Raw genomic sequence first — 22,969 nt, forward strand, 5'->3', positions numbered from 1 at the left:
AAGGGATCCCGTTCGCGGCACCCGGCGTTCCCCGAAGCGCGGGTTGTCGCAGAAAAACACGACATATGATCCAGGACCATGCGCGTGTATCTCGGACTGGCGGCCAAGGACCCCAAGGCGGGCGTCCCCGATGCGGTGCTGCACACCGTCAGAGGCGCGATCGACGCCGCGTTCCCGGTCCCCCCGGAGGTCATCAGGGCCCGCGAGTGGCACCGCCCCGGCGTCTCCCTGTTCGCCTGGACCAACGAGCCCGACGACTCCCGCCGCCCCGAGCTCCTGTTCACCGAGCCCGACCGGGTGACCGGCGTCAACGGCCACCTGGCCGAACCACGGGACGTCGAACGGCTCGCGCACGTTCCCGAATTGCGCACCGACGCCGTCGGCGGGTGCTTCTCGGTGTTCCGGGCGGCCCCCGGCGAGCTCTCCGCGGCCACCGCGATCAACCGGGTCTGCCCGGTCTTCCACGCCGAGACCCCCGATCTGCACGTGGTCGGCAGCCGGGCCCTCCTGGTCCACCTGGCCTGCGGCGGCGACCGGGTCGAGTGGGACGTGCCCGCGCTGCAGACGATGATCCGCCAGGGCTTCTTCCTCTCCGACGAGACGCCCTACGCGGGGGTCTCCGCGCTGCCGCCGTCGTCGACGATCACCGTCCGGGACGGCCGCCGTACGGTCGCCTCGGTCCCGCTCCCGGCCGCCGGGCCCGCGCCCGCCTCGGGCAGGCGGCGCAGGGCCCTCGTCGGGGAGCTGGCCGAGGCGCTGCTGGCGACCGTGGCGCCGCTGCGCGAGGCGGGCGAGCCGGTGAACCTGGCGCTGACCGGCGGCCGGGACACCCGCGTGCTGGCGGCGCTGCTGCACGCCGCGAAGGTGCCGTTCCGGGCCACGACGAACGGGCTCGACGACCACCCGGACGTGGTCCTCGCCCGGCGGATCGCCCACGAGCTCGGAGTCGGGCACACCGTGATCCCGCCGGCCCGCGCCGAGAAGAAGGACGCGGTCCTGGTGGAGCACCCGCTGGCGCGGACCTACGAGACGCTGCGCACCTGCGAGGGCATGACCTCGGCCTACGAGTCGATCGTGACCTACCTGCCCTACAGTGCCAAGCCGACCATGTCGGGGCAGAGCGGTGAGACCCTGCGCGCCGGGAGCCTCCTGCTGCTCCAGAGCGACCTGAGCGACAAGGCCCTGCGCAGGCGGATCGACACCACCTTCTTCGCCAAGGACGTCGCGCTCTTCACCGACGAGGCCAACGAGCACGCCCGCGCCCTCGCGAAGCCCTGGCAGGAGCGGCCGGACGCCATGGAGGCGCTCGACCACATGTACGTCTGGTACAAGGTCGGCCGCTGGCAGGCGAGCGCCCGGGCGGGCTCGCTGCGCCGGGGCGACCCGGTACGGCCGTTCCTCGACAACCGGGTGGTCCGGGCGGCGCTCGCCCTGGACCAGTCGTGGCGGCTCTCGGAGGAGGTCATCCACGAGCTGATCGTGACGTTCGCGCCCCGGCTGCGGCACGTGCCGATCGAGGGCAAGCCGTGGCGGTTCACCGAGGGCCGGAAGTACCGTCCGTGGCAGCGCAGGCCCGGGTTCCTGACCGCGCCGAAGACCGGGGGCGGCTGGAGCTGGCGGACCAGCCCGGGCGAGGCGCTCAGCGCCGTGCTCCGCGACCACGTCCTGGCCCACCTCGACCTGCTGGCCCCCATCGTCAGGCCCGACGAGGTCCGCAGGCTCTTCGCCGACCCGGTCGTGAAGAAGCCGGGTACGGCCTGGCACCTCTACACGGTCGCCACCATGCTGAGCGGCGCCTACCCGGGCAAGGAACCCGAAGGGCTGGAGCCGATCCGCGTTCCGATCCCGTCCTGAGGTTCCGGTCCCGTCCCGAGCACGGCGGGCCGCCCTCCTGAACGATCCCGTCCCGAGCACGGCGGGCCGTTCCTCCCGGGCGCGGGCCCGCCGTACCGGGGACGGTGGGCCCGTCCCCGTCGGAGACGGCCCGCCCTGCCGTACCCGGCCCGGCGGACGAGAGGTCAGCAGGCGCAGGAGACGCCGGAGACCGGCGCGGTCAGCGGGTCGGCCGGGCGGCGGGAGACCCCGTGGGCGGTCTCGACCGGGAAGCCCTCCCGGGCCCAGTACTCGAAGCCGCCCAGCATCTCCTTGACCGGGTGGCCGAGCCGGGCGAACTCCAGGGCCGCGCGGGTGGCGCCGTTGCATCCGGGGCCCCAGCAGTAGGTGACCACGGTCGCCCCGGCGGGCACCACCTCGGCGGCGCGGGCGGCGATCTCGGCGGTGGGCAGGTGGACGGCCCCCTGGACGTGCCCCTGCTCCCAGCTCTCCAGGCTGCGGGAGTCGACCACGACGATGCCGGGCACGCCGGAGGCCAGGTCGGCGGCGACGTCGGACACGTCGGTCTCGAACGCCAGACGCGCGGCGAAGTGGGCGAGGGCCGCGGCGTTCGCGGCGGCGGGGACCGCGGTGACTGCGGACGTGGGGAAGGTGACTGTGGACATGGGGAAATGGTGCCGCGTCCCGCACCGTGCCACCAGTGGCGTGAACGCCGTCCATCGCTAAGATCTCGCCATGGTGCTTCCCCTCCCGTCCCCGGTCCCGCGCGGCGCGCGCCGCACCGTCTCCGTGCTGGCCTTCGACGGCATGGCCCCCTTCGAGCTGGGGTGCGTCGTGGAGATCTTCGGGCTCCCCCGACCCGAGCTGGACGTGCCCTGGTACGAGCTGGCGGTCTGCGCGGAGAGCCCGGCGGACCTGCGGGTGGCGGGCGGGCTCACCATGCGGGCCCCGCACGGGCTGGAGGCGTTCGCCGCGGCGGACACGGTGATCGTCCCGGGGGTGCCGGACGTGCGGGGCGAGGTCTCCCCCGGCGTGGTGGCGGCCCTGCGGGCGGCGCGCGACCGGGGCGCGCGGGTCGTCTCGATCTGTTCGGGTGCGTTCGCGCTGGCCACCGCAGGCCTGCTGGACGGGCGGGAGGCGACGACCCACTGGAGGTACGCCGAGCTGCTCCAGCGGAGGTTCCCCTCGGTCCGGGTGAACCCGGACGTGCTCTACGTGGACGGCGGCGACGTGCTGACCAGCGCGGGCAGCGCGGCCGGGCTGGACCTGCTGGTCCACCTCGTGCGCAGGGACCACGGCGCGGGCGTGGCCAACACGGTCGCGCGCCGGCTGGTCATCCCGCCGCACCGGGACGGCGGGCAGGCCCAGTTCGTGCAGGCGGCGGTCGCCCCCGTGGAGGACGACGACGCGGTGGCCCGCGCGATGGACTGGGCCCTGAGCCACCTCTCCGGCCCCATCACGGTCGCCGACCTGGCCGGGGCCGCACGCGTGTCGCCGCGCACCTTCATCAGGCGTTTCGGCCGCCAGACCGGGACCAGCCCGCTGCGCTGGGTCGTCTCCCAGCGGATCGCGGCCAGCCTGCCCCTGCTGGAGTCCACCTCCGTCCCGGTCGAGGAGGTCGCCGCCGCGGTCGGCTTCGACAGCCCGGTCACCTTCCGCCACCACTTCACCCGGGCGATGCGCACCTCACCGTCGGCCTACCGCCGCGCCTTCGGTGCCTGAGGACTCCGTGGCGACCGGCCGGCCGGTCGAAGCCCGGGGCGTCCGGATCTGGTCGGCCCCGAGCATCCGCTGGAACTCCGGGCACTCGAAGAAGTCCTCCGCCGGGCACTCCATCACATGCCCGATCATCTCCATGGACGAGCGGATGCGCTCCATCCGGAGGGCGAGGGCGGCCCGGTGCCGCGCGAGGACCTCGCGTCTGCCCGCCCCGTCGCCCGCGGCCAGCAGGTCGCGGATCTGCTCCAGTGAGGCCCCCGCCTCCTTGGCCCGCACGATCAGCGCGACCCGGGCGTCGTCCTGCGGGCCGTAGCGGCGGCGGCCGTTGCCCTGCCGCGCCGGACTGAGCAGGCCCACCGCCTCCCAGTGGCGCAGGACGTGCGCGGCCAGGCCGTACCGGGCCGCCAGCTCGCCGATCTCGACCGTCTCTCCGGGGCTTGACTTCATGTTCACATGAACATGCAGGGTGGGACCGGAAGTCAACCCCGAGAGGAAGTGTTCTCCGATGTCCACCTTCGAAGGCCGGGACGCTGAGCGGTACGACCGGCGGGCGGGCCGCCTGAACCGCTCCCTGTTCCGCAGGATCTGCCGGGACGTCGCCGCCGCCGTGCCCCGGGACGGCGCCGTCCTCGACGCGGGGACCGGCTCCGGTCACCTGCTCCTCGAACTCGCCCGGCTCCGCCCGGACCTCCGGCTGACCGGCGTGGACCTGTCGGGGGACATGATCGCGATCGGCCGCCGCCGGGTGCGCGGGGCCGGGCTGGAGGACCGGATCACCCTGGAGGCCGCCGACGTCGCGGACCTGCCCTGCCCGGACGACGGCTTCGACCTCGTCGTCTCGACGCTGAGCATGCACCACTGGGACCGGGTGGACCGCGCCGTGGCGGAGTTCGCCCGGGTGCTGAAGCCCGAGGGGGCCCTGTGGATCTACGACTTCCGGTTCGTCTCCGCCGGGAGGCTGGCGGAGGCCGTGCGGAGGGACTTCCCCGGCCGGCCGATGCGGCGCACCCTGGTCCGCGCGCTGCTGCCGTTCCCGCTCTTCGCCGGATACGCCGTCTGACCGCGGGACCATGGCCGGATCCCGGCTCCCGTCCGTGAACCGCTCCGGTGCCCGGGACGTCTGGGAAGGCATGTACCGTCGCCTGTTCACCGCCCTGCTCGCCGTCGCCGCCCTCGCGGCGTGCGGCCCGCCCGGGTCCCGCCTGGTCACCGCGGAGGGAGTGGAGCGCAATCTCTACGCCGGACCGGGACCGGGCCCGCCGGTGGCGAACCTGCGGCCCGGCCTGGCGGCGTTCGGCCACGCCCTGTTCACCGCCGTCGCCGAGCCCGGCGTCAACACGGTGCTGTCCCCGCTGGGCATCGCCCAGGCGTACGGCATGGCGCGGGCGGGCGCGGATCCCGCGACCGGGACCGAACTGGACGAGGTCTTCGGCTTCCCCCCGGAAGGGCCCCACGCGGCGTTCAACACGCTGTCGCGGGTGATCGCCACGACCGATGAGGCCCCTCCCCCGCCTGACCGGGACGCCCCGCGCGACGCTCAGGAGACCGGGGCGTCGCCGCCGGTCGTCAGGCTCGCCTCCGGGCTCTTCGTCCAGGACGGCCTGGACGTCGGGGCGGAGTTCCTGCGCACGCTCGCCGCCGAGTACGGCACCGGCGCACACCAGGTGGACTTCTCCTCGGACGCCGCCGAGGCGATCGACGCCTGGGCCGAGGAGCAGACCGCCGGGCGGATCAAGAAGGTGTTCGACCGGCTGGACCCCCGCACCAGGCTGGTGATCGCGAACGCGCTCTATCTGAAGGCCGACTGGGCCGTCCCGTTCACCGCCCCGCCGGAGGAGGCCGCCGCCTTCACCCGCGCCGACGGCAGGGTGGTCCGCACGGACCTGATGCGTGTGGAGGCCGAGCTCCCCTACGCGAGCGGACCGGGCTGGCAGGCCGTCGAGCTCGCCTACGCCGGGAGCGAGCTGGCCATGTGGGTCGTCCTGCCGAACGAGGGCGACTCCGTCGGCGACCGGCTCGCCCCCGAGGCGCTCGCCGAGCTGGGCGGGCGGCTGGAGACGACCCGGGTCGGCGTCGCCCTGCCCCGATGGGACTTCTCCACCTCTCTGGACCTGAAGGAGCCACTGGGGCGGCTCGGTCTGCGGAACACCGGCTACTCCGGCATCGCCGACGGCCTCTTCCTGGACCGGGCGGTGCACACGGCGAACATCACCGTGGACGAGTGGGGCACCGAGGCCGCCGCCGTGACCGGCCTGGCGTTCCCCGCCGCCGCTCCGCCGCCCGCGGAGGCCGTCTTCCGCGCCGACCGGCCGTTCGCCTTCGCGATCGTCCACCGGCCGACGCTGGTCCCGCTCTTCCTGGGCCAGGTCGCCGATCCCACCGCGACCGGCTGACCGGCTCGGGCGGGAACCGGGGCGGGCCGTGAGCGCCCCGGCCGTCCCGGCCGGCGCGGCGGGGAACCGGGCAGGCGCCCCGGCCGTCCCGGTCGGCGCGGCGGGCGGGCCGTCAGCCGCCGATGCTGAGCAGGCCCGCGTCGACCACCCGGCGGCCGAAGGCCCTGGCCAGCTCGGCCAGGCGGGCGAGCTCGTCGTCGGAGAGCGCGGCGTAGGCGGGCAGGGCCAGTTCGTCGGTGCGGTCCTCGACCCGCTGCCGCAGGGCCCGTCCCTCCCGGGTGAGCTCGTCTCCGGCCAGCAGCCCGCGCTCGCGCAGCGACTCCTCCGCCGCCAGCCACTCCTCCGCGGGCCAGGCCCGGCTGACCTTCAGGAAGACCGTCGGCATGGTCCCGGTGGCGCCGTGCAGCACCAGGGCCTCCAGCGGCCCGATCCCCTCTGCGAGCAGGGCCGCGACGTGCCCGTCGCCGCGGAACTCGCGCAGCAGGGTCTGGGCGTGCCACAGCTCCAGCAGCGGATCGGACGGCCACGGCAGCGTGGCGTGCGCGGCGAACAGCGCCCGGCCCTGGGGGTGCTCGCAGGCGCGCTCCGCGGCCCGCCTGGCCAGCGCGGTCGTCTCGGCGAGGCCGGGCACCTCGTGGACCCCGCCCCGGCGCAGCGCGGCGTCGGCGGCCTCGTAGCGCGCCTCGATCATCTGCGCCGGGGTCACGACGTCCCAGGCGGCCGGGAGCGCCTTGCGCACGAGCCCGGGGTGGAAGTTGTAGAAGGTCGCGATGACCAGATCCGGCGAGGCGGCGCCGAACGCGGCCGAGCGGGAGGCGAAGTAGCCCGCCTGGGCGTCGAGCCCCAGGGCGGCGTAGCGCTCGGCGGCCTCGGGGACGAAATAGATCATCCCGTGGACGGGCTCCAGGCGGCGCCAGGACTGCCGGGCGAGCTGGACGTCGGTCATCGTGCCTCCAGGAGTCGGCGGAGCAGGCCGTTCCGGCCGGAGTCGCACGGGCACACCCGTGGACCGACCGGACGGTATGCAGAACCTATTCCTACTCGCCGGTAACCGTCAACGGCGGCGCAGCACGAAGACGCCCCAGCCGAGGTACCGCCTGCCGTACTCGATGTGGGACCGGCGGCCGCGCTCCAGGAACGTGCGCATCTCCCCGGCGTCGGGATCCTCGGGGTTGGCGCGGAGCCAGTCGCTCACCGTCCACCACTGGCTCGCCGCGTAGCGGTCCCAGCTGTCGCCGTCGGCCAGGACCATCTCCAGCACCTCCGTCCCGGCCGCCTCGAAGCGGTCGAACGTCCCGGTCAGCGAGGTGAAGTCGTCCGGCCCGAAGCCGAACGCCTCGTACGCCGCGGCGGGCGGCTCGTCGGTCCAGTACGGCTCGCCGACGAGGAGGATCCCGTCCTCCGCGAGCGCGGGGAGCATGAGCTTGACCGTGCCCTCCAGGCCTCCCCCGATCCAGGTCGCCCCCAGGCACGACACGACGTCGTAGGAGCCCGGCTCGGCCCGGTAGGCGCCGGCGTCCCCCCGCTCGAACCGCACCCGGCCGGCCACCCCGAGCTCCACCGCCCGTTCGTGCGCCGCGTCCAGGAAGACCTCGCTGATGTCGACGCCCGTGCCCTCGATCCCGTGCTCCAGGGACCAGCTGCAGAGCATCTCGCCCTTCCCGCAGCACAGGTCGAGCAGGCGCATGCCGTGGCGGAGCCGGGCGACCCTGCCGAGCAGCGCCAGCTTCTCGTCGGTGAACGGGTTCAGGATGCGGTGACCGCCCTCGGCGATCTCGTGGAAGCGAAGTGACATGCCCGCCATGCTGCCCGCTCGCGTCGCCGGGTCCAACCGGTTATCCGCCGCCCGGCGCGTCCCCGCCCGGGACGCGGAGCCGGAGGGCGGCCCGGCCGCGGGCCGCGGTCACTCCGGCGCGTCCGGCTCAGGGACCCGCTCACTCCGGCGCGTCCTGCGCCTCCGGCCCGTCCGGCTCGGGGACCCGCAGGGTGAGTCCGCCGGGCACGACCTCGGCCCTGAGCTCGGTGACCGTCCCCTTGGCGCCGCCGTCCAGCTCGTAGGCCATCGGCGCGCCGAGCTTTACGGTGATCTTCCTGGCCCGGGTCATGCGGACGAAGGGTGAGGAGTCGGAGCGGCTCACGCTCATCCGGCCGAGCGTGCGGGCCCACTGGATGGGCCCCTTGGCGGTGGTCACGCCGACCTCCAGCCAGCCGTCGTCCGGCCGCGCGTCGTCGAAGGCCTCGATGCCGCCGGTGATCGTGCCGACGTTGCCGAACAGCACGCAGCTCGCCTCGCCCTCGAACCACTTCGTCCCGTCGACCTTGATCTTCATCGGGACGAGCTCGCCCCGGACGTGCCGGAGGCCGGTCCAGAAGTAGGCCGCCCGGCCCATCCGGTCCTTCAGCCCCCGGTCGGCGTCTTTGATCATCTCCGCGTCGAAGCCCACGCCGGCCATCACCGCGAAGTGCTCTCCGTTGACCTTGCCCAGGTCCAGCTTCCGGTCCCGGCCGTGGAAGGCGATCCGCACCGCCTCCGGCAGGTCCTCGGGGATGCCGAGGTTCCCGGCGAACATGTTGGCCGTACCGGCCGGGATGATGCCGACGGTCACCTTCGACCCCGCGGCGGCGTCCACGCACCGCTGCACCATGCCGTCGCCGCCCCACACCAGGAGCAGCCGGGCGCCCTCCTTGAGCGCCTTCCGCACCTTCTTCGGCGCCTTCTTGCTCTTGGGCACCTCGTACCAGAGGAGCTCCTCCACGCCTTCGTCGGCGAGGAGCCTGCGCAGCTCGTCCAGTCCTCCGCCGAGCGACTTCCTCCGGTGGGCGACCACCGCGACCGTGCCGACCTGGGGCCGCTTGCGCAGCATGGCCGCCTCCTGTTGGTAACCGTCATCGGGACGGCCGACGGCTGCCCGGATCCGGAAGATCCAAACCTCTGCGCGTCCCGGACCGGCGGCCGCGTGCGGGGGCGGGGAGCGGCGGGCCCGCTCCCGGACCAGGGGCACCGGCGGCATCCGGTACGACCCGGGTCGCAGACCGCCCGCGCGGTGCTACCCGGGTGGCAGACGGTTCCCGCCCCGCGGCCGATGTGCCGGCGCCGTCCGCTCGCCGACGATGGCCGGATGACCGAGATGATCGCGGGACCCGGCATGTCCCCTCTGGAGTTCCTGGCCGTGCTGGCCGCGGTCGCCCTGGTGGCGGCCCGCTGGTCACCGGCCGGTGCCCGGCGGCCGCTCGCGCTCGCCGCCGCGGCGACCGCCGTGTCCGCCGGAGCGCTGCTGGCCGTGCTCGGGCTGCGCTGGCAGCTGGTGCCGGTGCTCGCGGGCGCCGCGCTCGCGCTCCCGTCCGCCGTCCTCCCCCTGCTGCGGCGGCGTACCGGGCCGCCCCCGCGGCGCGCCCGGCGGTGGCCGGCCCTGCTGGGATCGGCGGCGTGCATCGGCCTGGTCGCCGCGGGCGCGGGGGCGGCGTGGGCGCTGCCGGTGCCGGTGTTCCCCGACCCGACGGGGCCGCACGAGGTCGGCACCGCCGTCGTGCAGTGGGACGACCCGGACCGCCCCGAGACGGCCACCCCCGATCCCGGTGACCGGCGCACGGTCGTGGTCCAGCTCTGGTATCCCGCGCGGAGAGGACCCGCGGACACCGGGAGGGCCGCCAAGGCGCAGTACCTGGGCCGCACCCCGCAGGAGGCGCGCACCGTCGCCCACGGCCTGGCCGGCTATCTCGGCGCGCCGGGCTTCCTGCTCGACGGGCTTCCGCGTGCCCGCACGAACGCGGTGCCCGGCGCGGCGGTGGTCCAGGGCGGCGGGCGGTTCCCCCTCGTGCTGTTCTCCCCCGGGCTGGGCGGGGTGCGCACCCAGAACACCGCCTGGGCGGAGGAGCTGGCCGGCCGCGGCTACGTGGTCGCGGCCCTCGATCACCCCTACGACTCGGCCGCCGTCGTCCTCGCCGACGGCCGTACGGTCCGCACCCGGATCGCGGCCACCGGCGACGAGGCGGAGGACGCCAGGCGCTCGGCCCGCTGGACGGCGGTCCGGGCCGCCGACCTCCGCTTCGTCCTCACCCAGCTCGGCCGGGTCGACCGCGGTGAGATCCCCGGCCCCGCCCGGGGGATGACCGGCCGCCTCGACACCGGCCGGGCCGCGGCGACCGGGCACTCCCTGGGCGGGGCCGCAGCCCTGCAGGCCGCCCGGCAGGACCCGCGGTTCGCGGCCGTCATCGACCTGGACGGCTATCCCCACGGGCCCGCCTCACGGCCGCTGCGCCAGCCGGTGCTCGCCCTCACCCAGTCCGTCGGACCCGGCACCGACCCGGACTACATCCCCCGGCTCACCCGGGTCCTCGAGCTCGGCACCGCTCCGGGCTACCGGCTCACCGTCCCGGGCACCGCGCATCTCTCCTTCACCGACGCACCGCTCTACCTGCCGCCCGTGCCCTCGCTGGTCGGCTCCCTGGACCGCGCCTCGGGGCTGCGGATCACCGCCGGGGCCAGCGCCGCGTTCCTGGATCACACGCTCCGCGGCGCACCCGGCGACCTGGCCGGGCTCCTGTCGGCGTACGGCGATCTCACCGTCCACCGTCCGGACGACGGCCGTCCCGGCGGATCGCCGCCGACGACTCCACCCGGCGGCCTCCCGGAGGCCGTCATGGGCCCCGCCGCGCGGAGGCCGCCTCAGTCGTCCTGACGGAAGCCGACCGCGGTGCCCAGGGCGGCGTCGGCGGGCACGAACAGCTCCCCTGGGCCGGTCCGGATGATCGGGAGGCCGTTGCCGCGCAGGAGCCGCTCGGTGGCGGCGACGTCGGGCACCGACACCGTGTAGGCGACGAACGCCGGCAGGACCGCCGGGCGTTCACCGGGCAGCAGGCCGCCGAGCGCCGACGCGGACACGACGGTGACGTTCGCCCGGTCGAAGCGCGCCACGCCCGGCGCCGTCCGGTCGCGGCGCATCCGGCCGAAGTAGGTGCCGTAGCGCCGCTCCAGCTCGGACAGCTCCGGGTCGGCGACGCACAGCACGCATTCGCGCAGGCCGGTCGCACCGTTGGGATGGCCGGCGTGCCGCCGGTCCCCGGGCGCCTCGGCCCGCCCGTTCTCGGCGAACCCGATCCTGCCTTCCGGAACGCGCCCCGCGGGCAGGCCCGGATCGGAGATCTCGAGATAGCGAGCGGGCTCCATCCTGGTCCCCGTCCCGGTCTCGACGGGCCGCTGGATCGCGTGCACGCCGCCGTGGCCGACGCCCTCGGCCGTCAGCCGCGCGGCGACGCCGTCGATGTCCGGCGTATCCGCGATCACGATGTGGAGCCCCTGGAAACGCCGGAGGAAGGACGTGATGTTCACGGCGGTGGCGCGGATCGCGGCCACCAGCCCCGGCAGCCTGTCATCGGGCACCTGCAGCGGGATCGGACGGGCCCCGCCCGGCACGCGACCGGTCTCGTCGAGGACGGCCACCAGCTCGATGAAGCCGCCGGGAAAGTACACATGGGCGTTGGCCACCCCGAAGGGCTCGGCGGGGCCTCCCGTCCCGCGCGGAAGAACAGGATAGGCGGGTGCCGACACCGTGAAGCCCAGCCGGCGGTACCGCCCCGTCGCCTCGCCCATGTCCCGCACCACGTGGCCCACGTGATGCAGGCCGCCGACGTCGTCACCCATGGTGGGCCACCTCCGTTGCCAGGTGAGGCTCTCCGATTAATTTGAGAGCCTTATCTCAATTGAGAGTGAACCATCATTTGCGAGTGCGGTAAAGTCCGATGCGTGGGTGACGACGGGCTGCGCGAACGGAAGAAGGCCAGGACCAGGGAGGCGATCCTGCGCGAAGCCTTCCGGCTCTTCCGGGAGCGCGGTTACGACGCCACCACCGTCGAGCAGATCGCCGAGGCCGCCGAGATCTCCCCCGCCACCTTCTTCCGCTACTTCCCGGCGAAGGAGCACCTGGCCGCGCTCGATCGCTTCCCGCCCCTCATCGAGGCCCTGGCCGCCCAGCCGCCGGGCGCGCCGGTCACCGTGCTGCGCGGCGCGTTCCGCACGGCGTTCGCCGCCCTGTCCGCCGAGGAGATCGCCGCAGGGCACGCCCGCGAGGTGTTCGCAGCCACCGTGCCCGAGCTGCTCGCGGCCAACCTGCGCAGGAGCCCCGGCCTGATCCGCGAGGTTTGCCAGACCGTGGCGGACAAGGCCGGAAGCGCCGCGGACGACCCGTGGATACGGAACGCCGTCGGTGCCGTCTTCGGTGTCGTGGCCATGGTCTGGCTGCAGTGGGCACAGGACGCGCGCGTGGACGGGCCCGCCGAGATCGACAGGGCACTGGCGCACCTGGAGACCGGTCTGGGCGCCGTCGAGGCACCGGTCCGGGCCGAGGGCTGAGCCGGCGCCCCGGTCGCCGCCCACGGCGAGAGGGCCGTGGGCGGCGAGGGCGGCGAGGGCCGGATCGGGCGCGCGCCGGTACGGCACAGCGCCTGCCACGCGGTCCGCACGCTTCGCCTCGTGCGCTACGCCGGCGCCTTGGCGGCCGAGCCCGCCGCGGCCCCCTCCCGCGTGACGCGGCGGCGCCGGGCCGGCAGCCCGAGCGTCGGGTTGGCGACGCCCCAGGCGGCCCCCTTGCAGACCAGTTCCTTGTAGACGGCGGCGAGCCGCCCGGTCAGGGCCGCCCGCACGGCGCGGTCGTCGGCGGTGACGTACTGGATCAGACCCTCCTTCCGGCCCAGTGAGATGCACTGGTTGAAGTAGCGGATCGAGGCGGCCGGGAGCTTCCCGCCGGTCAGGCGCGCCGCGATCGCGTCGGCGGCCTGCCACGCGGCCGGAGTCCCCGAGGCGCACGACATCCGCAGCGGCTTGCCTCCGGGACCCGTCGCCATGGCCGCGTCTCCGACGGCGTACACGTCCGGGTGCGAGACCGAGCGCATGGTCCCGTCGACCACGATCTGACCGGTGCCGGTGACCTCCAGGGTGGTCGCCTTCGCGATCGGGTGGACCGCGAAGCCGGTGGTCCACACGGTGACATCGGCCGGGACGGTCCTGCCGTCGGCGGTGACGACGCGGTCGGCTTCGACGCCGGTGACCTCGGCGTGCTCGTGCACGGTGATCCCGAGCCCGCCGAAGACCTTCCGCAGGTGCTCGCGGCCCTTGGGCGAGAGCCAGTCGCCGAGGCCGCCGCGGGCGGCGAGGGCGACGCCGAGGTCCGGGCGGGCCTCGGCGATCTCGGCCGCGGCCTCCAGACCGGTGAGCCCGCCGCCGACGACGACCACGGTCCGCCCGGCGTCGAGGCCGGCCAGGCGCTCGCGCAGCCGGAGCGCTCCGGGGCGACCGGCGATCTCGTGGGCGTGCTCGGCGACCCCGGGGACGCCCTGGGTGTCCCAGCCGCTGCCGAGGGCGTAGACGAGCGTGTCATAGGCGAGCTCTCCGTCGCCGTCCGCGTCGGTGACGGAGACGGTCCTGCGGTCGGCGTCGACGCCGGTGACCTTCGCGAGCCTCGGTTCGACCCCGCTGCCCGCGAACATCTCGCGCAGCGGCCGGGGCCTGAGGTCCTGGCCGACCGCCAGCTGGTGCATGCGGACGCGTTCCACGAAGTCGGGCTCGGCGTTGACGAGGGTGACGGTGACGTCCTCGCGGCGGAGCCGCTTGGCGAGACGGCCGGCGACGACGGCTCCGGTGTATCCGGCTCCGAGGACGACGATGCGGTGCTGCATTTCCTTGCTCCTGTCTTGCGGGGATTCGCCACCTGAACCGGGCGGCCCGCCGTTTCCTGACAGGATCGCGGTGTGAAGCACCTCACACCGCGATCAGAAGACGCTGAACAGGGGCTCCCCGTGGTCGGTGGCCGCCCAGTGCGCGGTCGCGCGCTCGAGCTTGTCGGGGTTGACCTGGTTGCGGAACGCGGTGATGCCCTCGGCGGTGACCTCCAGGCACATGACGCCGACGACCCGGCCGTCCACGACGGCCACCACGGCGGGGCCGCCGTTGGCGGTCCAGGCGTAGACCTCGGGCGTGCCGCCGGCCAGGGCGCGCTTGGCCTCGCCGGGTTTGAACAGGCCCCGCAGGAACTTCGCGACCGCGACGGCGCCCTCGAACGCCTTGGCCCGGGCCGGGACCTTCCCGCCGCCGTCGGCGATCGACACGGCGTCCTCGGTGAGCAGGCGCACGAGCGGTTCGATCCGGCCGCTGGTGGCGGCCGCCAGGAACTCCTCGACGATCCGCCGGGCGGCGGCCCCGTCGATCTCGGTGCGGGCCCTGCCGTCCGCGAGGTGCTTCTTGGCCCGGTGCAGGATCTGCTGGCTGGCGGCCTCGGTGATGTCGAGGATCTCGGCGATCTCCCGGTGCGGGCAGTCGAAGGCCTCCCGCAGCACGTACACCGCCCGCTCGTTGGGGGAGAGGCGCTCCATGAGGGTGAGGACCGCGTACGAGACCGATTCGCGCTGCTCAGCGGTGTCGGCCGGACCGAGCATCGGGTCCCCGGCGAGCAGCGGCTCGGGGAGCCACTGGCCCACGTAGGTCTCACGGCGTGCCCGCGCGGAGGTGAGCTGGTTGAGGCACAGGTTGGTGAGGACCTTCGTCAGCCAGGCCTCGGGAACCTCGATGCGGCCGACGTCTGCGGCCTGCCAGCGCAGGAACGTCTCCTGCACTGCGTCCTCGGCCTCTTCCGCGGAGCCCAGGAGGCGGTAGGCGATGGCCTCCAGGCGCGGCCTGGAGGCCTCGAACCGGTCGACGTCGCTCGCGGTCAACGGCATGGCCCGATCCTAGAGCGCGGCACGGTTCGGCCTTCGCGGAGGAACCCGCCGACGGCCTCACGGGCTCGGAAAACGACGGGATCCCGCCCGATCGAGCCGATCGGACGGGATCCCGCCAACCACCTGCGGACCGTTTCGAGAACGGCCCCGAGGTGGAGCTATGGGGATTCGAACCCCAGACCTCCTCCATGCCATGGAGGCGCGCTACCAGCTGCGCCATAGCCCCTTGCGGTGCAGAGAAATACTAGCCCACTCCGGGCCCGTCCCGCGCCACCGTTCCTCCCGGCGGAAGGGCCTTCCCGGCCGTGTCACGCGCGGGGGACCGTGATACGTCTGTGTACTCGTGACCGTCGAGCGCTTCGAGGAACACCGCGACCTGCTGACCGGGGTCGCCTACCGGATCCTGGGCACCGTCGCGGACGCCGAGGACGTCGTGCAGGAGGCATGGCTGCGCTGGTCAGGCGCGGACACCGCGGCGGTCGAGAACGACCGGGCCTACCTGATCAGGGTGACCACCCGCCTGGCCGTCGACCGGCTCCGGCGGGCAAAGGCCCGCAGGGAGTCCCATGTCGGGGAGTGGCTGCCCGAGCCGGTGGGCACCGATCCGGCGGGCACCGTCCCGGACGTGGCCGAACGGGTCGAGCTGACCAACTCGGTGGAGCTGGCGCTGCTGGTGGTGCTGGAGACGTTGTCGCCGCTGGAGCGGGCGGTGTTCGTGCTCCGGGAGGCGTTCGGCCTGCCGTACGCGGAGATCGGCGGGGCGGTCGGCCGTACGGAGGCGACGGTGCGGCAGCTCGCGCGCCGGGCCAGGAAACACGTCGAGGAGCGGCGGCCGCGGTTCGACGTGGACCGGATGAGCCGCCGCCGGATCACCGAGCGGTTCATCGGCGCGTGCGTCGACGGTGACCTCGACGGGCTGATCGCGATGCTCTCCGACGACGTCACGCTGGTGGCCGACGGCGGCGGCCGGGCGAAGGCCCCGCTCCGGGCCCTCATCGGCACCGGGAAGGTCGCCCGCTTCCTCACCGCGATCGCCACCGAGGCGGGCGCCCGGCGGTTCGCCGAGTCCCTGGGCGTCGCGGCGCCGGAGGGTTACGCGGTGGAGTTCACCGACGTGAACGGCGCCCCGGCGGCCGTGGTGACCGCCGGGGCGCGGCCCATCTCCGTGTTCTCCCTGGTCGTCCTGGACGGCCTGGTCCGGACGGTCTACCTCGTCGCCGACCCGGAGAAGCTGACCCGCCTCGCCTCCCCGGCCTGACGCCGCTCCGGCGGCCCGCCCCGGAGAGCGGGGCACCGGGGCGTACCGCCGGCGAGCGCCGTTCTCCGGCTCGCACGAGCCGGAGAACGGGCCGGAGAACAGACCTCGAGCACAGGCCCGGGAGCAGATCCGCGAACAGACCCGCGAACAGCGCGAACCCTCAGTCGAGCACGGCGAGGACCGTTCCCGCGCCCACCGTCCGGCCGCCCTCGCGGATCGCGAAGCCCAGCCCCGCCTCCAGGGCGACCGGCCGGCCGAGCTCGACCGCCGCCTCGACGGTCTCCCCGGGCTGCGCGCTCCCGGTCCCGCCCAGCTCCAGCCGGCCCGGCACGTCCGTCGTGCGGAGGTAGAACTGCGGCCGGTAACCGGTCGCGACCGCCGTGCCGCGTCCGCCGTCCGCCGCCGACAGCAGGTGGATCCTGGCGGTGAAGCGCCGGTGGGCCGTCTGGCTGCCGACGGCGGCCAACACCTGGCCGCGCCGTACCTGCTCGCGGCGGACCCCGCGCAGCAGCAGCGCCGCGTTGTCGCCGGGCTCGCCCCGCTCCATGGTCTTGCCGAAGGTCTCCATCCCGGTCACCACCGCGGTGAACCCCTCACCGAGGCCGACGGCCTGGACGGTGTCGCCGACCCTGACCGTGCCGCGCTCGATCGCCCCGGTGACCACGGTGCCGCGCCCGGTGACGGTGAGCACGTTCTCCACCGGGAGCAGGAACGGCGCGTCGGTGTAGCGGACCGGCACCGGCACGTGGTCGTCGACCGCCCGCAACAGCCTCTCGACGGAGGCCGTCCACTCCGGGTCGCCCTCCAGCGCCCGCAGGCCGGAGACCCGGACCACCGGCGCCCCGGGGTAGCCGTGCTCGGTGAGCAGGTCCCGCAGCTCCAGCTCGACGAGGTCGGCCAGCTCCGGGTCGGCCCCGTCGGCCTTGTTGAGCGCGACGACGACGTGCTCCACTCCGACCCGCCGCGCGAGCAGCACGTGCTCGCGGGTCTGCGGCATGACCCCGTCCAGCGCGGACACCACCAGGATGGCGCCGTCGAGCTGCGCCGCACCCGTGATCATGTTCTTCACGTAGTCGGCGTGGCCCGGCATGTCCACGTGTGCGTAGTGCCGCGTGGCCGTCTCGTACTCGACGTGGGAGATGTTGATGGTGATGCCCCGGGCGGCCTCCTCGGGCGCCCGGTCGATCCGGTCGAACGGCACGTAGTCGGCCCCGCCCCGGTCGCTGAGCACCTTGGTGATCGCCGCGGTCAGCGTGGTCTTGCCGTGGTCGACGTGACCCATCGTGCCGATGTTGAGGTGCGGCTTGGTCCGCGTGTAGACCTGCTTGGCGGCCTTGCTCCCGGCCATGTTCCCTTTCCTTCGATGCTCGTCTCCCCGGTGACCCGTGCGTCCTGCCGACCCCTCCCCGCCGGATCACCCGGACTCACGGGAAGAGGTCAGCGCTCCGCGCCGCCGAACGGCATCGAGGCACGCGCCGGTGCGCCCGCGGTGGCGGGCGTCACGGAGGCGGCGTGCCGGAACATGCCGTCCATGCTCGGACACGGCCCGGCGCGCCCGCAAACGGTTTTCCCGGCCCCCGGGACCGCCGGGACGTCGCCCCCGCCATGTCACGAACACGCCCGCCCGCCGCGTCGTGAGGGCATGACCACAGAGATCACCATCATCGGCGGCGGGCTCGCGGGGCTCACTGCGGCCATCGCCTGCGCCGAGGGCGGCGCGCGCGTCACCCTCCACGAGGCCCACCGGTCCCTGGGCGGGCGGGCCCGCTCCTCCGCGGCGCCGTACGTCGCCAACGACGGCCCGCACGTCTTCTACTCCGACGGCGAGCCGTGGCGCTGGATGGCGGCCCGCAGGCTGGTCCAGCCGTTCCGCAGGCCCACGCTCGGCGAGCTCGCCCGCTCGCGCTTCCGGTACGGCGGCCGCCTCGCTCTGACGCCGCCCTGGCCCCTGGTGAGCGCGCTGATCAAGCGCAGGACCGCCGCCCCGGTGGAGCAGGACTTCCGCACCTGGGCCACGGAGCGCTTCGGCGAGGAGGCGATGCGCGCGGCCTGCGGCCTGGTCGGCGTCGCCACCTTCGACGCCGACCCGGGGCGGCTCTCGGCCGCCTTCGTCTGGGAGCGGCTGCTGCGGGTGAGCGCGCCGCAGTACCCCGCTCCCCGCTACGTCGTCGGCGGCTGGCGGAAGGTGATCGACCGGATGGCCGGCCGCGCACGCGACCTGGGCGTGCGGATCGAGACCGGTTCGCGGGTGGACCGCCTGCCGGGAGGCGGACCCGTGATCGTCGCCACCTCGCTGGACGCGGCCAGGGGCCTGCTCGGGGACGAGTCGCTGCGCTGGGAGAGCGGCCGGACGGTCCTGCTCGACCTGGGACTCGTCCGGAGCCCCCGGGACGCCTTCGCCGTCTTCGACCTGGACGAGGGCGGGTTCGCCGAGCAGTACGGCCTCGTGGACCGCACGCTCGCCCCCGCCGGGCACACGCTCGCGCAGCTGGAGATGCCGCTCCGGCCCGGCGAGACGAGGGTCCAGGCCGTCGGCAGGCTGGAGCGCCTGGCCGACCTGGCCCTGCCGGGCTGGCCGGAGCGGGCGACCTGGCGGCGGGAGTCCGTCTGCAACGCCCGCACCGGCGCCCTGGACCTGCCCGGCTCCTCCTGGCGGGACCGGCCCGCGATCGACCGGGGGGACGGCGTCTGGCTGGCGGGCGACTCGGTCGCGGCCCCCGGCATGCTCAGCGAGGTCTCCACGCACAGCGCCCTGGCCGCCGCGCGGGCCGCGCTGCGGGCGGCCGGGGCGCGGGTCGCGGCCTGCGCCGCCCCCGAGGAGGCGCAGGCCGCGGCCGGGCGGGAGGGTCAGCGGGCCTGGACCCGCTCGTCCTCCAGGTAGCGGGCGCGGCCGGCGTACCAGCCGGCGGCGAGCTGCACGGTGACCACCGCGAGCAGGAGCAGGAAGGTGAGCGTCCAGCCTCCGGTCGCCTCGTGCATCACGCCGACGACCAAGGGGCCCGCACCCGCGATGAGGTATCCGGCGCTCTGTCCGAAGGCGGACAGCGCGGCGGTGGCCTCGGGGGTGCGCGTGCGCAGGGCGAGCATGGTCAGCGCGAGCGGGAAGGACCCCATCCCGATGCCGACCAGGACCGCGAAGACCCAGGCCAGAGCGGCCGGGGCCAGCCAGAGGCCGAGGAAGCCGACCAGGTAGAAGGCGACGAACGCCGCCACCGCCGGCCGCTGGTCGGCGAATCTGGAGGCGACCGAGGGTGTGATCATCGAGACCGGGATGCCGATCGCGGTGAAGACGCCCAGCACCAGCCCGGCCTGCCCCGAGGTGTAACCGCCGTCGACGAGGATCTGAGGCAGGAAGCCGAACATGATGTAGGCCACCATGCTCTGGGTGCCGAAGTAGGCGGTGACGGACCAGGCCAGCCTGCTGCGGAGCAGCGTCCGCAGGCCGAGGCGGCCGGTGCCCTCGCCCTTGTCCGGCTCGCTGCGCAGCAGCACGAGCCAGGGAAGGGCGGCGACGGCGGCCAGCGCGCCCCACACGCCGAGCGCCAGATGCCAGTTGCCGTCGGCGGCCCGCTCGATCGGCACGGTCGCCGCGGCGGCGAGCATGGTGCCGACCGCGAGCGCGGTGGTGTAGACCGTGGTCATCGTCCCGGCCCTGCCGGGGAAATGGCGCTTGATCAGCGTGGGGATGAGGACGTTGCCCACCGCGCCGCCGGACAGCGCCAGCGCGCTGCTGAACAGGAAGAGTTCGGCGGAGCCCGCCATCGCGCGGATCACCAGGCCGGTTCCGAGCGCGAGGAGGGCGAGCAGCAGCAGCCGGTGCTCTCCGGTCCTGCGGGCCAGGGCCGGGGTCGCCGCCCCGACGGTGGCGAAGATGAGCACCGGGAGGGTGGTGAGCAGCCCGATGCCGGCGCCGGACATGCCGAGGCCGGCCGAGATCTCGTCCAGGACCGGCCCCACGCTGGTGACCGCGGTGCGCAGGTTCAGCGCGGCCAGGACGATCCCCAGCACGAGCAGCCAGGTCAGGGATCCTGCCGCGTCCCCTGTGCGGCGCCGGGTCTCCTGGGTGAGCACGCTCATGCGGTTTCGGTCCTCCCGACTCGGGCCGTGAATTCATAGGATGATTGGCTGACTCCAACTGTAACAGGACTGAAATTCGCATTTGTTCCTGACATTACGGATCCTCGGCAGATCCCTGACAACGTGGAAGCCCGGGTCCCTCTCTTCTGACAGAGAGGAACCCGGGCTCCTTCGCTCGGCTCAGAGACCCCCGGGGAGCCTCAGAGGCCCTGGCCCGGCGTGGTCGGCGGCAGGCCGCCGCCGAGCAGCGGGTCGGCGCCGCGGTCCTGCGGGCCCGGGACGTCCCCGCGCCACGCGCCGGTCTCGGCGCCGCGCGACTCGATGAACGCCTTGAAGCGTTCCAGGTCGCCCTTGACGCGGACCCGGACGATCTGGAGCCAGTCGCCGACCGTCTCGACGAAGCCCTCCGGGTCGTACTCCATCTGGAGCGTGACCCGGGTGGTGTCCGGGGCCACGTGGTGGAAGGTCACCACACCCGCCTGGTGCGGCCGCTCGACGGACTTCCAGGCCACCCGCTCGTCGGGGTGCTGCTCGGTGATCTCCGCCTCGAACTCGCGGCGGACCCCGGCGATCTCCACGATCCACGCCGTCCGGGTGTCGCTCAGCTGCTTGACCGACTCGACGCCTTCCATGAACTCGGGAAAGCTCTCGAACTGCGTCCACTGGTTGTACGCCGTGCGGATCGGCACGTTCACGTCGATGGACTGCTCGATCGTGCTCACAGTCTGCCTCCCTGTTTCGCGGTTGGGGAGGCTGGACTGCCCAGCAGGGCTGCGGGCTAACTACCTACGGCGGGAAAGCCAATAAAGCCCCAGGACAGGAAGGACTAACGGGATGAAAACGTAACCGCTCCCGAAACCTGACCAGACCGTTGCCTTCGGGAACGCCTCCGGGTCCACCAGACTCAGCGTGCCCACGATCAGCACCCCGGCCAGCTCGATCCCGCACGCCACCAGCGCCAGGCGGCGCATCCCCCGGCCCAGGGCCACGGCCAGCAGGAGGTAGACCGCGGCGGCGAAGGCCGACAGCGTGTAGGCCAGCGGGGCCTCGCCGAACTGCCGTGAGATCTGCACCGCCGCCCGCGCTCCGGCGGCCAGCGCGAAGATCCCGTAGACCGCGACCAGCACCCGGCCCGGCCCGGCGCCCGTCGTGTGCCCGCCGTCCACCGGCCGGCCCTGCCCCGTCCGGCCCTGCTCTGCGCGCCCGGTCATCCCATCCCCTGCCAGATCTGCAGCATCCGCCCGACCATGCCGGGGATCGCGAAACCCGCGACCGCGATCACGGCGGGACCCCAGCGGGAGCGCTCGCCCACCCCCCAGAACGCGGCGACCGGAGGGATCACCACGGTGCCCGCCGTGTAGCCGATCAACGTGGCGGTGTCGGCCGGGCCCTCTCCCCCGACCAGCGCGGCGACCACGAATCCCGCCTGGACGAGCAGGCCGACCTCGAGCACGCCCAGCGCGACGAGGAGCACGGTGCCCATCGACTTGTTCAGCGCGGTCGTCAGCAGGCTCACCAGCGCGATCACCAGCGCGAACACGATCAGACCGGTGGCGAGCGGCCCGATCATCGGGACACCCTGAGGTTTGCGGACATGGCAGACAGGGTACTGCCCGCCCGTCCCGCCCTCCGATCCGAGGCGCGTACGCTGGAGGGCGTGGAGATGATCCTGGTCAGCGCCTGCCTGATGGGACGGAAGGTCCGCTACGACGGAGCCGCCAAGACGAGCGGCGACGCCGTACTGGCCCGCTGGCGGCAGGAGGGCCGGCTCGTCCCGTTCTGCCCCGAGGTCTCCGGCGGGCTGCCCGTCCCCCGCCCCGCCGCGGAGATCTCCGGCGGCGCCGGAGGGGCGGCCGTGCTCGCAGGCGCCGCCAGGGTCCTGGCCACCGACGGCACGGACGTCACCGGGGAGTTCCTGGCGGGGGCCCGCGCCGCGCTGGCCGCCGCGAGGTCCGCGGGCGCCCGGATCGCGATCCTGAAGGAGGGCAGTCCCTCCTGCGGAAGCCTGACCGTCTACGACGGCACCTTCCGCTGCCGCCTGCTGCCGGGCCGGGGCGTCACCACCGCCCTGCTGGAGGAGCACGGCGTGGCGGTCTTCGGCGAGGACCGCATCGCCGAGGCCGACGTACGGCTCCGCGAACTCGAAGGACCGTGATCCCCCGGCGGTGAGGCCTCCGTGACCTCTCGCCCCGCGTCTCCGGGGCGCGCTCCCGGCCCGCCGCCCGAGGTGACCCCCACAGGGTGATCCGGCCGCGTTCTTCGGCGGCGGCGGGTCAGAACTCCCAGACGTCGGTGCGGTTCTCGTGCCCGATGCAGAAGGCCGACGAGCCGTGCGCCCCCTGGATCAGGTCCACCCGGATCCACCCGTCGGCCTGGGAGACCTTCGTCTCGTAGCCCGCGTTGGGCGCGGCGGAGACCAGCCGGCAGACGCCGTTCTCGATGACGAACGACACCGAGCCGCCCTTCACGTTCACCACCCGCACGTTCGCGTCCGGCGCCGCCTTGGCCTCGGGAGCCTTCGACTCCGAGGCCCTGGGCGCCGACGAGGTCCGGGTGGCCGTGGGCTCGGGGGCCGGGTCCGGCCGGGTCCGGGGGCTGCCGGAGCTGGTCGGCCTGCTCGGCGGGCGGGTCGTCTGCGGGGCGGAACCGGTGGCCCGGCTCATCGGCGCGGCGGTGGCCGGGGGGCGGGTCCGGGTGGGCTTCTCCGGCACCTCGGAGCGCGCGGTCGCGGTCGGGGTGCCCACGCCCGCGGTCGGCTCGGCGGGCGCCCCGACGGGGAGCGCCGCCGCCCCGGTCCGTCCGTTCACGGCACTGAGCGGCTCGATCCTCATGTCGTCGACGACCTCGCTGCGCAGCACGTCGCGGACACCGAACCAGGCGACCCATGTCGCCAGCACGGTGGCGCCGAGCCACACCGCGATGAATCCCAAGCTCTGCCGCATGCGGTGAATTATTACCCTAGATGCCTGTTTGTTCACTA

General features: G+C 74.3%; 23 protein-coding genes and 1 tRNA gene. 9 read left to right on the plus strand and 15 right to left on the minus strand.

Going from position 1 to position 22,969, the window contains the following annotated elements; translation table 11 throughout:
• Nucleotides 1-78: 78 nt before the first annotated feature.
• Nucleotides 79-1,854: an asparagine synthase-related protein gene (locus HS048_RS28940; RefSeq protein WP_196469254.1), complete on the plus strand. Its 1,776-nt coding sequence runs from the start codon at nt 79-81 to the stop codon at nt 1,852-1,854.
• Between the two features lie 164 nt (nt 1,855-2,018).
• Here the strand turns inward: HS048_RS28940 and HS048_RS28945 are convergent, their stop codons facing one another.
• Nucleotides 2,019-2,498 (minus strand): rhodanese-like domain-containing protein, encoded by a 480-nt coding sequence (locus HS048_RS28945; RefSeq protein WP_068898834.1) that lies wholly within the window; start codon nt 2,496-2,498, stop codon nt 2,019-2,021.
• A 70-nt stretch (nt 2,499-2,568) separates the two neighbouring features.
• Here HS048_RS28945 and HS048_RS28950 point away from each other — a divergent pair, with 70 nt between their 5' ends.
• A complete protein-coding gene (locus HS048_RS28950) occupies nt 2,569-3,555 on the plus strand; it encodes a helix-turn-helix domain-containing protein (protein WP_068898836.1) in 987 nt (328 codons plus the stop codon).
• On the opposite strand, the gene HS048_RS28955 is transcribed toward HS048_RS28950, so the two are convergent.
• Complete coding sequence (locus HS048_RS28955; protein ID WP_196469255.1) at nt 3,520-3,999, minus strand: MerR family transcriptional regulator; 480 nt, start codon at nt 3,997-3,999, stop codon at nt 3,520-3,522. The genes HS048_RS28950 and HS048_RS28955 overlap by 36 nt on opposite strands.
• Before the next feature lie 58 nt (nt 4,000-4,057).
• Between HS048_RS28955 and HS048_RS28960 the strand changes: the two genes are divergently transcribed.
• Both HS048_RS28960 and HS048_RS28965 read left to right on the plus strand, forming a co-directional pair.
• Nucleotides 4,058-4,612 carry a class I SAM-dependent methyltransferase gene (locus HS048_RS28960; RefSeq protein ID WP_068898840.1) on the plus strand — a complete coding sequence of 185 codons (555 nt, stop codon included), beginning with the start codon at nt 4,058-4,060 and terminating at the stop codon, nt 4,610-4,612.
• Nucleotides 4,613-4,682: 70 nt separating this feature from the next.
• Nucleotides 4,683-5,945, plus strand: a complete 1,263-nt coding sequence (locus HS048_RS28965) for a serpin family protein (protein WP_196469256.1) — start codon at nt 4,683-4,685, stop codon at nt 5,943-5,945.
• Between the two features lie 112 nt (nt 5,946-6,057).
• Here HS048_RS28965 and HS048_RS28970 read toward each other — a convergent pair whose 3' ends face one another.
• From HS048_RS28970 to HS048_RS28980, 3 genes are all read right to left on the minus strand, one after another.
• Complete coding sequence (locus HS048_RS28970; protein WP_068898844.1) at nt 6,058-6,891, minus strand: hypothetical protein; 834 nt, start codon at nt 6,889-6,891, stop codon at nt 6,058-6,060.
• A 108-nt stretch (nt 6,892-6,999) separates the two neighbouring features.
• Nucleotides 7,000-7,740 (minus strand): cyclopropane-fatty-acyl-phospholipid synthase family protein, encoded by a 741-nt coding sequence (locus HS048_RS28975; protein ID WP_230881915.1) that lies wholly within the window; start codon nt 7,738-7,740, stop codon nt 7,000-7,002.
• Nucleotides 7,741-7,879: 139 nt separating this feature from the next.
• The gene (locus HS048_RS28980) at nt 7,880-8,809 is read right to left on the minus strand and encodes a diacylglycerol kinase family protein (protein ID WP_196469257.1); all 930 of its coding nucleotides are present in this window, start codon (nt 8,807-8,809) and stop codon (nt 7,880-7,882) included.
• Nucleotides 8,810-9,064: 255 nt separating this feature from the next.
• Between HS048_RS28980 and HS048_RS28985 the strand changes: the two genes are divergently transcribed.
• Nucleotides 9,065-10,624, plus strand: coding sequence for a hypothetical protein (locus HS048_RS28985; RefSeq protein WP_230881916.1), 1,560 nt, complete (start codon nt 9,065-9,067; stop codon nt 10,622-10,624).
• On the opposite strand, the gene HS048_RS28990 is transcribed toward HS048_RS28985, so the two are convergent.
• Nucleotides 10,612-11,586: a VOC family protein gene (locus HS048_RS28990; RefSeq protein WP_196469258.1), complete on the minus strand. Its 975-nt coding sequence runs from the start codon at nt 11,584-11,586 to the stop codon at nt 10,612-10,614. The genes HS048_RS28985 and HS048_RS28990 overlap by 13 nt on opposite strands.
• A gap of 102 nt (nt 11,587-11,688) precedes the next feature.
• On the opposite strand from HS048_RS28990, the gene HS048_RS28995 reads away from it, so the two are divergent.
• Nucleotides 11,689-12,294 carry a TetR family transcriptional regulator gene (locus HS048_RS28995; protein ID WP_196469259.1) on the plus strand — a complete coding sequence of 202 codons (606 nt, stop codon included), beginning with the start codon at nt 11,689-11,691 and terminating at the stop codon, nt 12,292-12,294.
• A gap of 125 nt (nt 12,295-12,419) precedes the next feature.
• Here HS048_RS28995 and HS048_RS29000 read toward each other — a convergent pair whose 3' ends face one another.
• The 3 genes from HS048_RS29000 to HS048_RS29010 all read right to left on the minus strand — a co-directional run bounded on the left by HS048_RS29000 (nt 12,420) and on the right by HS048_RS29010 (nt 14,880).
• Nucleotides 12,420-13,616, minus strand: a complete 1,197-nt coding sequence (locus HS048_RS29000) for an NAD(P)/FAD-dependent oxidoreductase (protein ID WP_068898850.1) — start codon at nt 13,614-13,616, stop codon at nt 12,420-12,422.
• A gap of 93 nt (nt 13,617-13,709) precedes the next feature.
• Nucleotides 13,710-14,654, minus strand: coding sequence for an RNA polymerase sigma factor SigJ (gene sigJ, locus HS048_RS29005; RefSeq protein WP_068898852.1), 945 nt, complete (start codon nt 14,652-14,654; stop codon nt 13,710-13,712).
• A gap of 153 nt (nt 14,655-14,807) precedes the next feature.
• A tRNA-Ala gene (locus tag HS048_RS29010) sits at nt 14,808-14,880 on the minus strand.
• Nucleotides 14,881-14,997: 117 nt separating this feature from the next.
• Between HS048_RS29010 and sigJ (HS048_RS29015) the strand changes: the two genes are divergently transcribed.
• Complete coding sequence (sigJ, locus tag HS048_RS29015) at nt 14,998-15,912, plus strand: RNA polymerase sigma factor SigJ (RefSeq protein ID WP_196469260.1); 915 nt, start codon at nt 14,998-15,000, stop codon at nt 15,910-15,912.
• A 160-nt stretch (nt 15,913-16,072) separates the two neighbouring features.
• Here sigJ (HS048_RS29015) and tuf read toward each other — a convergent pair whose 3' ends face one another.
• Nucleotides 16,073-17,260 carry an elongation factor Tu gene (gene tuf, locus HS048_RS29020; RefSeq protein WP_196469261.1) on the minus strand — a complete coding sequence of 396 codons (1,188 nt, stop codon included), beginning with the start codon at nt 17,258-17,260 and terminating at the stop codon, nt 16,073-16,075.
• A 294-nt stretch (nt 17,261-17,554) separates the two neighbouring features.
• Between tuf and HS048_RS29025 the strand changes: the two genes are divergently transcribed.
• Nucleotides 17,555-18,793, plus strand: coding sequence for an FAD-dependent oxidoreductase (locus HS048_RS29025; RefSeq protein WP_196469262.1), 1,239 nt, complete (start codon nt 17,555-17,557; stop codon nt 18,791-18,793).
• Here HS048_RS29025 and HS048_RS29030 read toward each other — a convergent pair.
• The 4 genes from HS048_RS29030 to HS048_RS29045 form a co-directional block, all read right to left on the minus strand.
• Nucleotides 18,760-19,989, minus strand: coding sequence for an MFS transporter (locus tag HS048_RS29030; protein ID WP_068898860.1), 1,230 nt, complete (start codon nt 19,987-19,989; stop codon nt 18,760-18,762). The two genes, HS048_RS29025 and HS048_RS29030, sit on opposite strands and share 34 nt — an antisense overlap.
• A gap of 200 nt (nt 19,990-20,189) precedes the next feature.
• Entirely contained in the window at nt 20,190-20,711 is a 522-nt protein-coding gene (locus HS048_RS29035; protein WP_231647448.1) for an SRPBCC family protein, read from the minus strand.
• Nucleotides 20,712-20,771: 60 nt separating this feature from the next.
• Nucleotides 20,772-21,200 carry a hypothetical protein gene (locus tag HS048_RS29040; RefSeq protein WP_230881917.1) on the minus strand — a complete coding sequence of 143 codons (429 nt, stop codon included), beginning with the start codon at nt 21,198-21,200 and terminating at the stop codon, nt 20,772-20,774.
• Nucleotides 21,197-21,559: a hypothetical protein gene (locus tag HS048_RS29045; RefSeq protein WP_068898861.1), complete on the minus strand. Its 363-nt coding sequence runs from the start codon at nt 21,557-21,559 to the stop codon at nt 21,197-21,199. The genes HS048_RS29040 and HS048_RS29045 overlap by 4 nt, the downstream gene beginning before the upstream one ends.
• An 87-nt stretch (nt 21,560-21,646) precedes the next feature.
• Between HS048_RS29045 and HS048_RS29050 the strand changes: the two genes are divergently transcribed.
• On the plus strand, nt 21,647-22,144 hold the full coding sequence (locus HS048_RS29050) for a DUF523 domain-containing protein (RefSeq protein ID WP_196469553.1): 498 nt from the start codon (nt 21,647-21,649) through the stop codon (nt 22,142-22,144).
• A gap of 118 nt (nt 22,145-22,262) precedes the next feature.
• Here the strand turns inward: HS048_RS29050 and HS048_RS29055 are convergent, their stop codons facing one another.
• Complete coding sequence (locus tag HS048_RS29055) at nt 22,263-22,931, minus strand: hypothetical protein (RefSeq protein WP_196469263.1); 669 nt, start codon at nt 22,929-22,931, stop codon at nt 22,263-22,265.
• Between the last annotated feature and the right edge of the window lie 38 nt (nt 22,932-22,969).

The sequence above is a fragment of the Planomonospora sp. ID91781 genome, assembly GCF_015711595.1.
Classification (GTDB): Bacteria; Actinomycetota; Actinomycetes; order Streptosporangiales; family Streptosporangiaceae; genus Planomonospora; species Planomonospora parontospora.

Bases quoted from the DNA above. Each gene is read 5' to 3' on its own strand.
- HS048_RS28940 (WP_196469254.1), top strand. From the start codon at position 79: ATGCGCGTGTATCTCGGACTGGCGGCCAAGGACCCCAAGGCGGGCGTC.
- HS048_RS28945 (WP_068898834.1), bottom strand. From the start codon at position 2,498: ATGTCCACAGTCACCTTCCCCACGTCCGCAGTCACCGCGGTCCCCGCC.
- HS048_RS28950 (WP_068898836.1), top strand. From the start codon at position 2,569: ATGGTGCTTCCCCTCCCGTCCCCGGTCCCGCGCGGCGCGCGCCGCACC.
- HS048_RS28955 (WP_196469255.1), bottom strand. From the start codon at position 3,999: ATGAAGTCAAGCCCCGGAGAGACGGTCGAGATCGGCGAGCTGGCGGCC.
- HS048_RS28960 (WP_068898840.1), top strand. From the start codon at position 4,058: ATGTCCACCTTCGAAGGCCGGGACGCTGAGCGGTACGACCGGCGGGCG.
- HS048_RS28965 (WP_196469256.1), top strand. From the start codon at position 4,683: ATGTACCGTCGCCTGTTCACCGCCCTGCTCGCCGTCGCCGCCCTCGCG.
- HS048_RS28970 (WP_068898844.1), bottom strand. From the start codon at position 6,891: ATGACCGACGTCCAGCTCGCCCGGCAGTCCTGGCGCCGCCTGGAGCCC.
- HS048_RS28975 (WP_230881915.1), bottom strand. From the start codon at position 7,740: ATGTCACTTCGCTTCCACGAGATCGCCGAGGGCGGTCACCGCATCCTG.
- HS048_RS28980 (WP_196469257.1), bottom strand. From the start codon at position 8,809: ATGCTGCGCAAGCGGCCCCAGGTCGGCACGGTCGCGGTGGTCGCCCAC.
- HS048_RS28985 (WP_230881916.1), top strand. From the start codon at position 9,065: ATGACCGAGATGATCGCGGGACCCGGCATGTCCCCTCTGGAGTTCCTG.
- HS048_RS28990 (WP_196469258.1), bottom strand. From the start codon at position 11,586: ATGGGTGACGACGTCGGCGGCCTGCATCACGTGGGCCACGTGGTGCGG.
- HS048_RS29000 (WP_068898850.1), bottom strand. From the start codon at position 13,616: ATGCAGCACCGCATCGTCGTCCTCGGAGCCGGATACACCGGAGCCGTC.
- sigJ (WP_068898852.1), bottom strand. From the start codon at position 14,654: ATGCCGTTGACCGCGAGCGACGTCGACCGGTTCGAGGCCTCCAGGCCG.
- tuf (WP_196469261.1), bottom strand. From the start codon at position 17,260: ATGGCCGGGAGCAAGGCCGCCAAGCAGGTCTACACGCGGACCAAGCCG.
- HS048_RS29025 (WP_196469262.1), top strand. From the start codon at position 17,555: ATGACCACAGAGATCACCATCATCGGCGGCGGGCTCGCGGGGCTCACT.
- HS048_RS29030 (WP_068898860.1), bottom strand. From the start codon at position 19,989: ATGAGCGTGCTCACCCAGGAGACCCGGCGCCGCACAGGGGACGCGGCA.
- HS048_RS29040 (WP_230881917.1), bottom strand. From the start codon at position 21,200: ATGACCGGGCGCGCAGAGCAGGGCCGGACGGGGCAGGGCCGGCCGGTG.
- HS048_RS29045 (WP_068898861.1), bottom strand. From the start codon at position 21,559: ATGATCGGGCCGCTCGCCACCGGTCTGATCGTGTTCGCGCTGGTGATC.
- HS048_RS29055 (WP_196469263.1), bottom strand. From the start codon at position 22,931: ATGCGGCAGAGCTTGGGATTCATCGCGGTGTGGCTCGGCGCCACCGTG.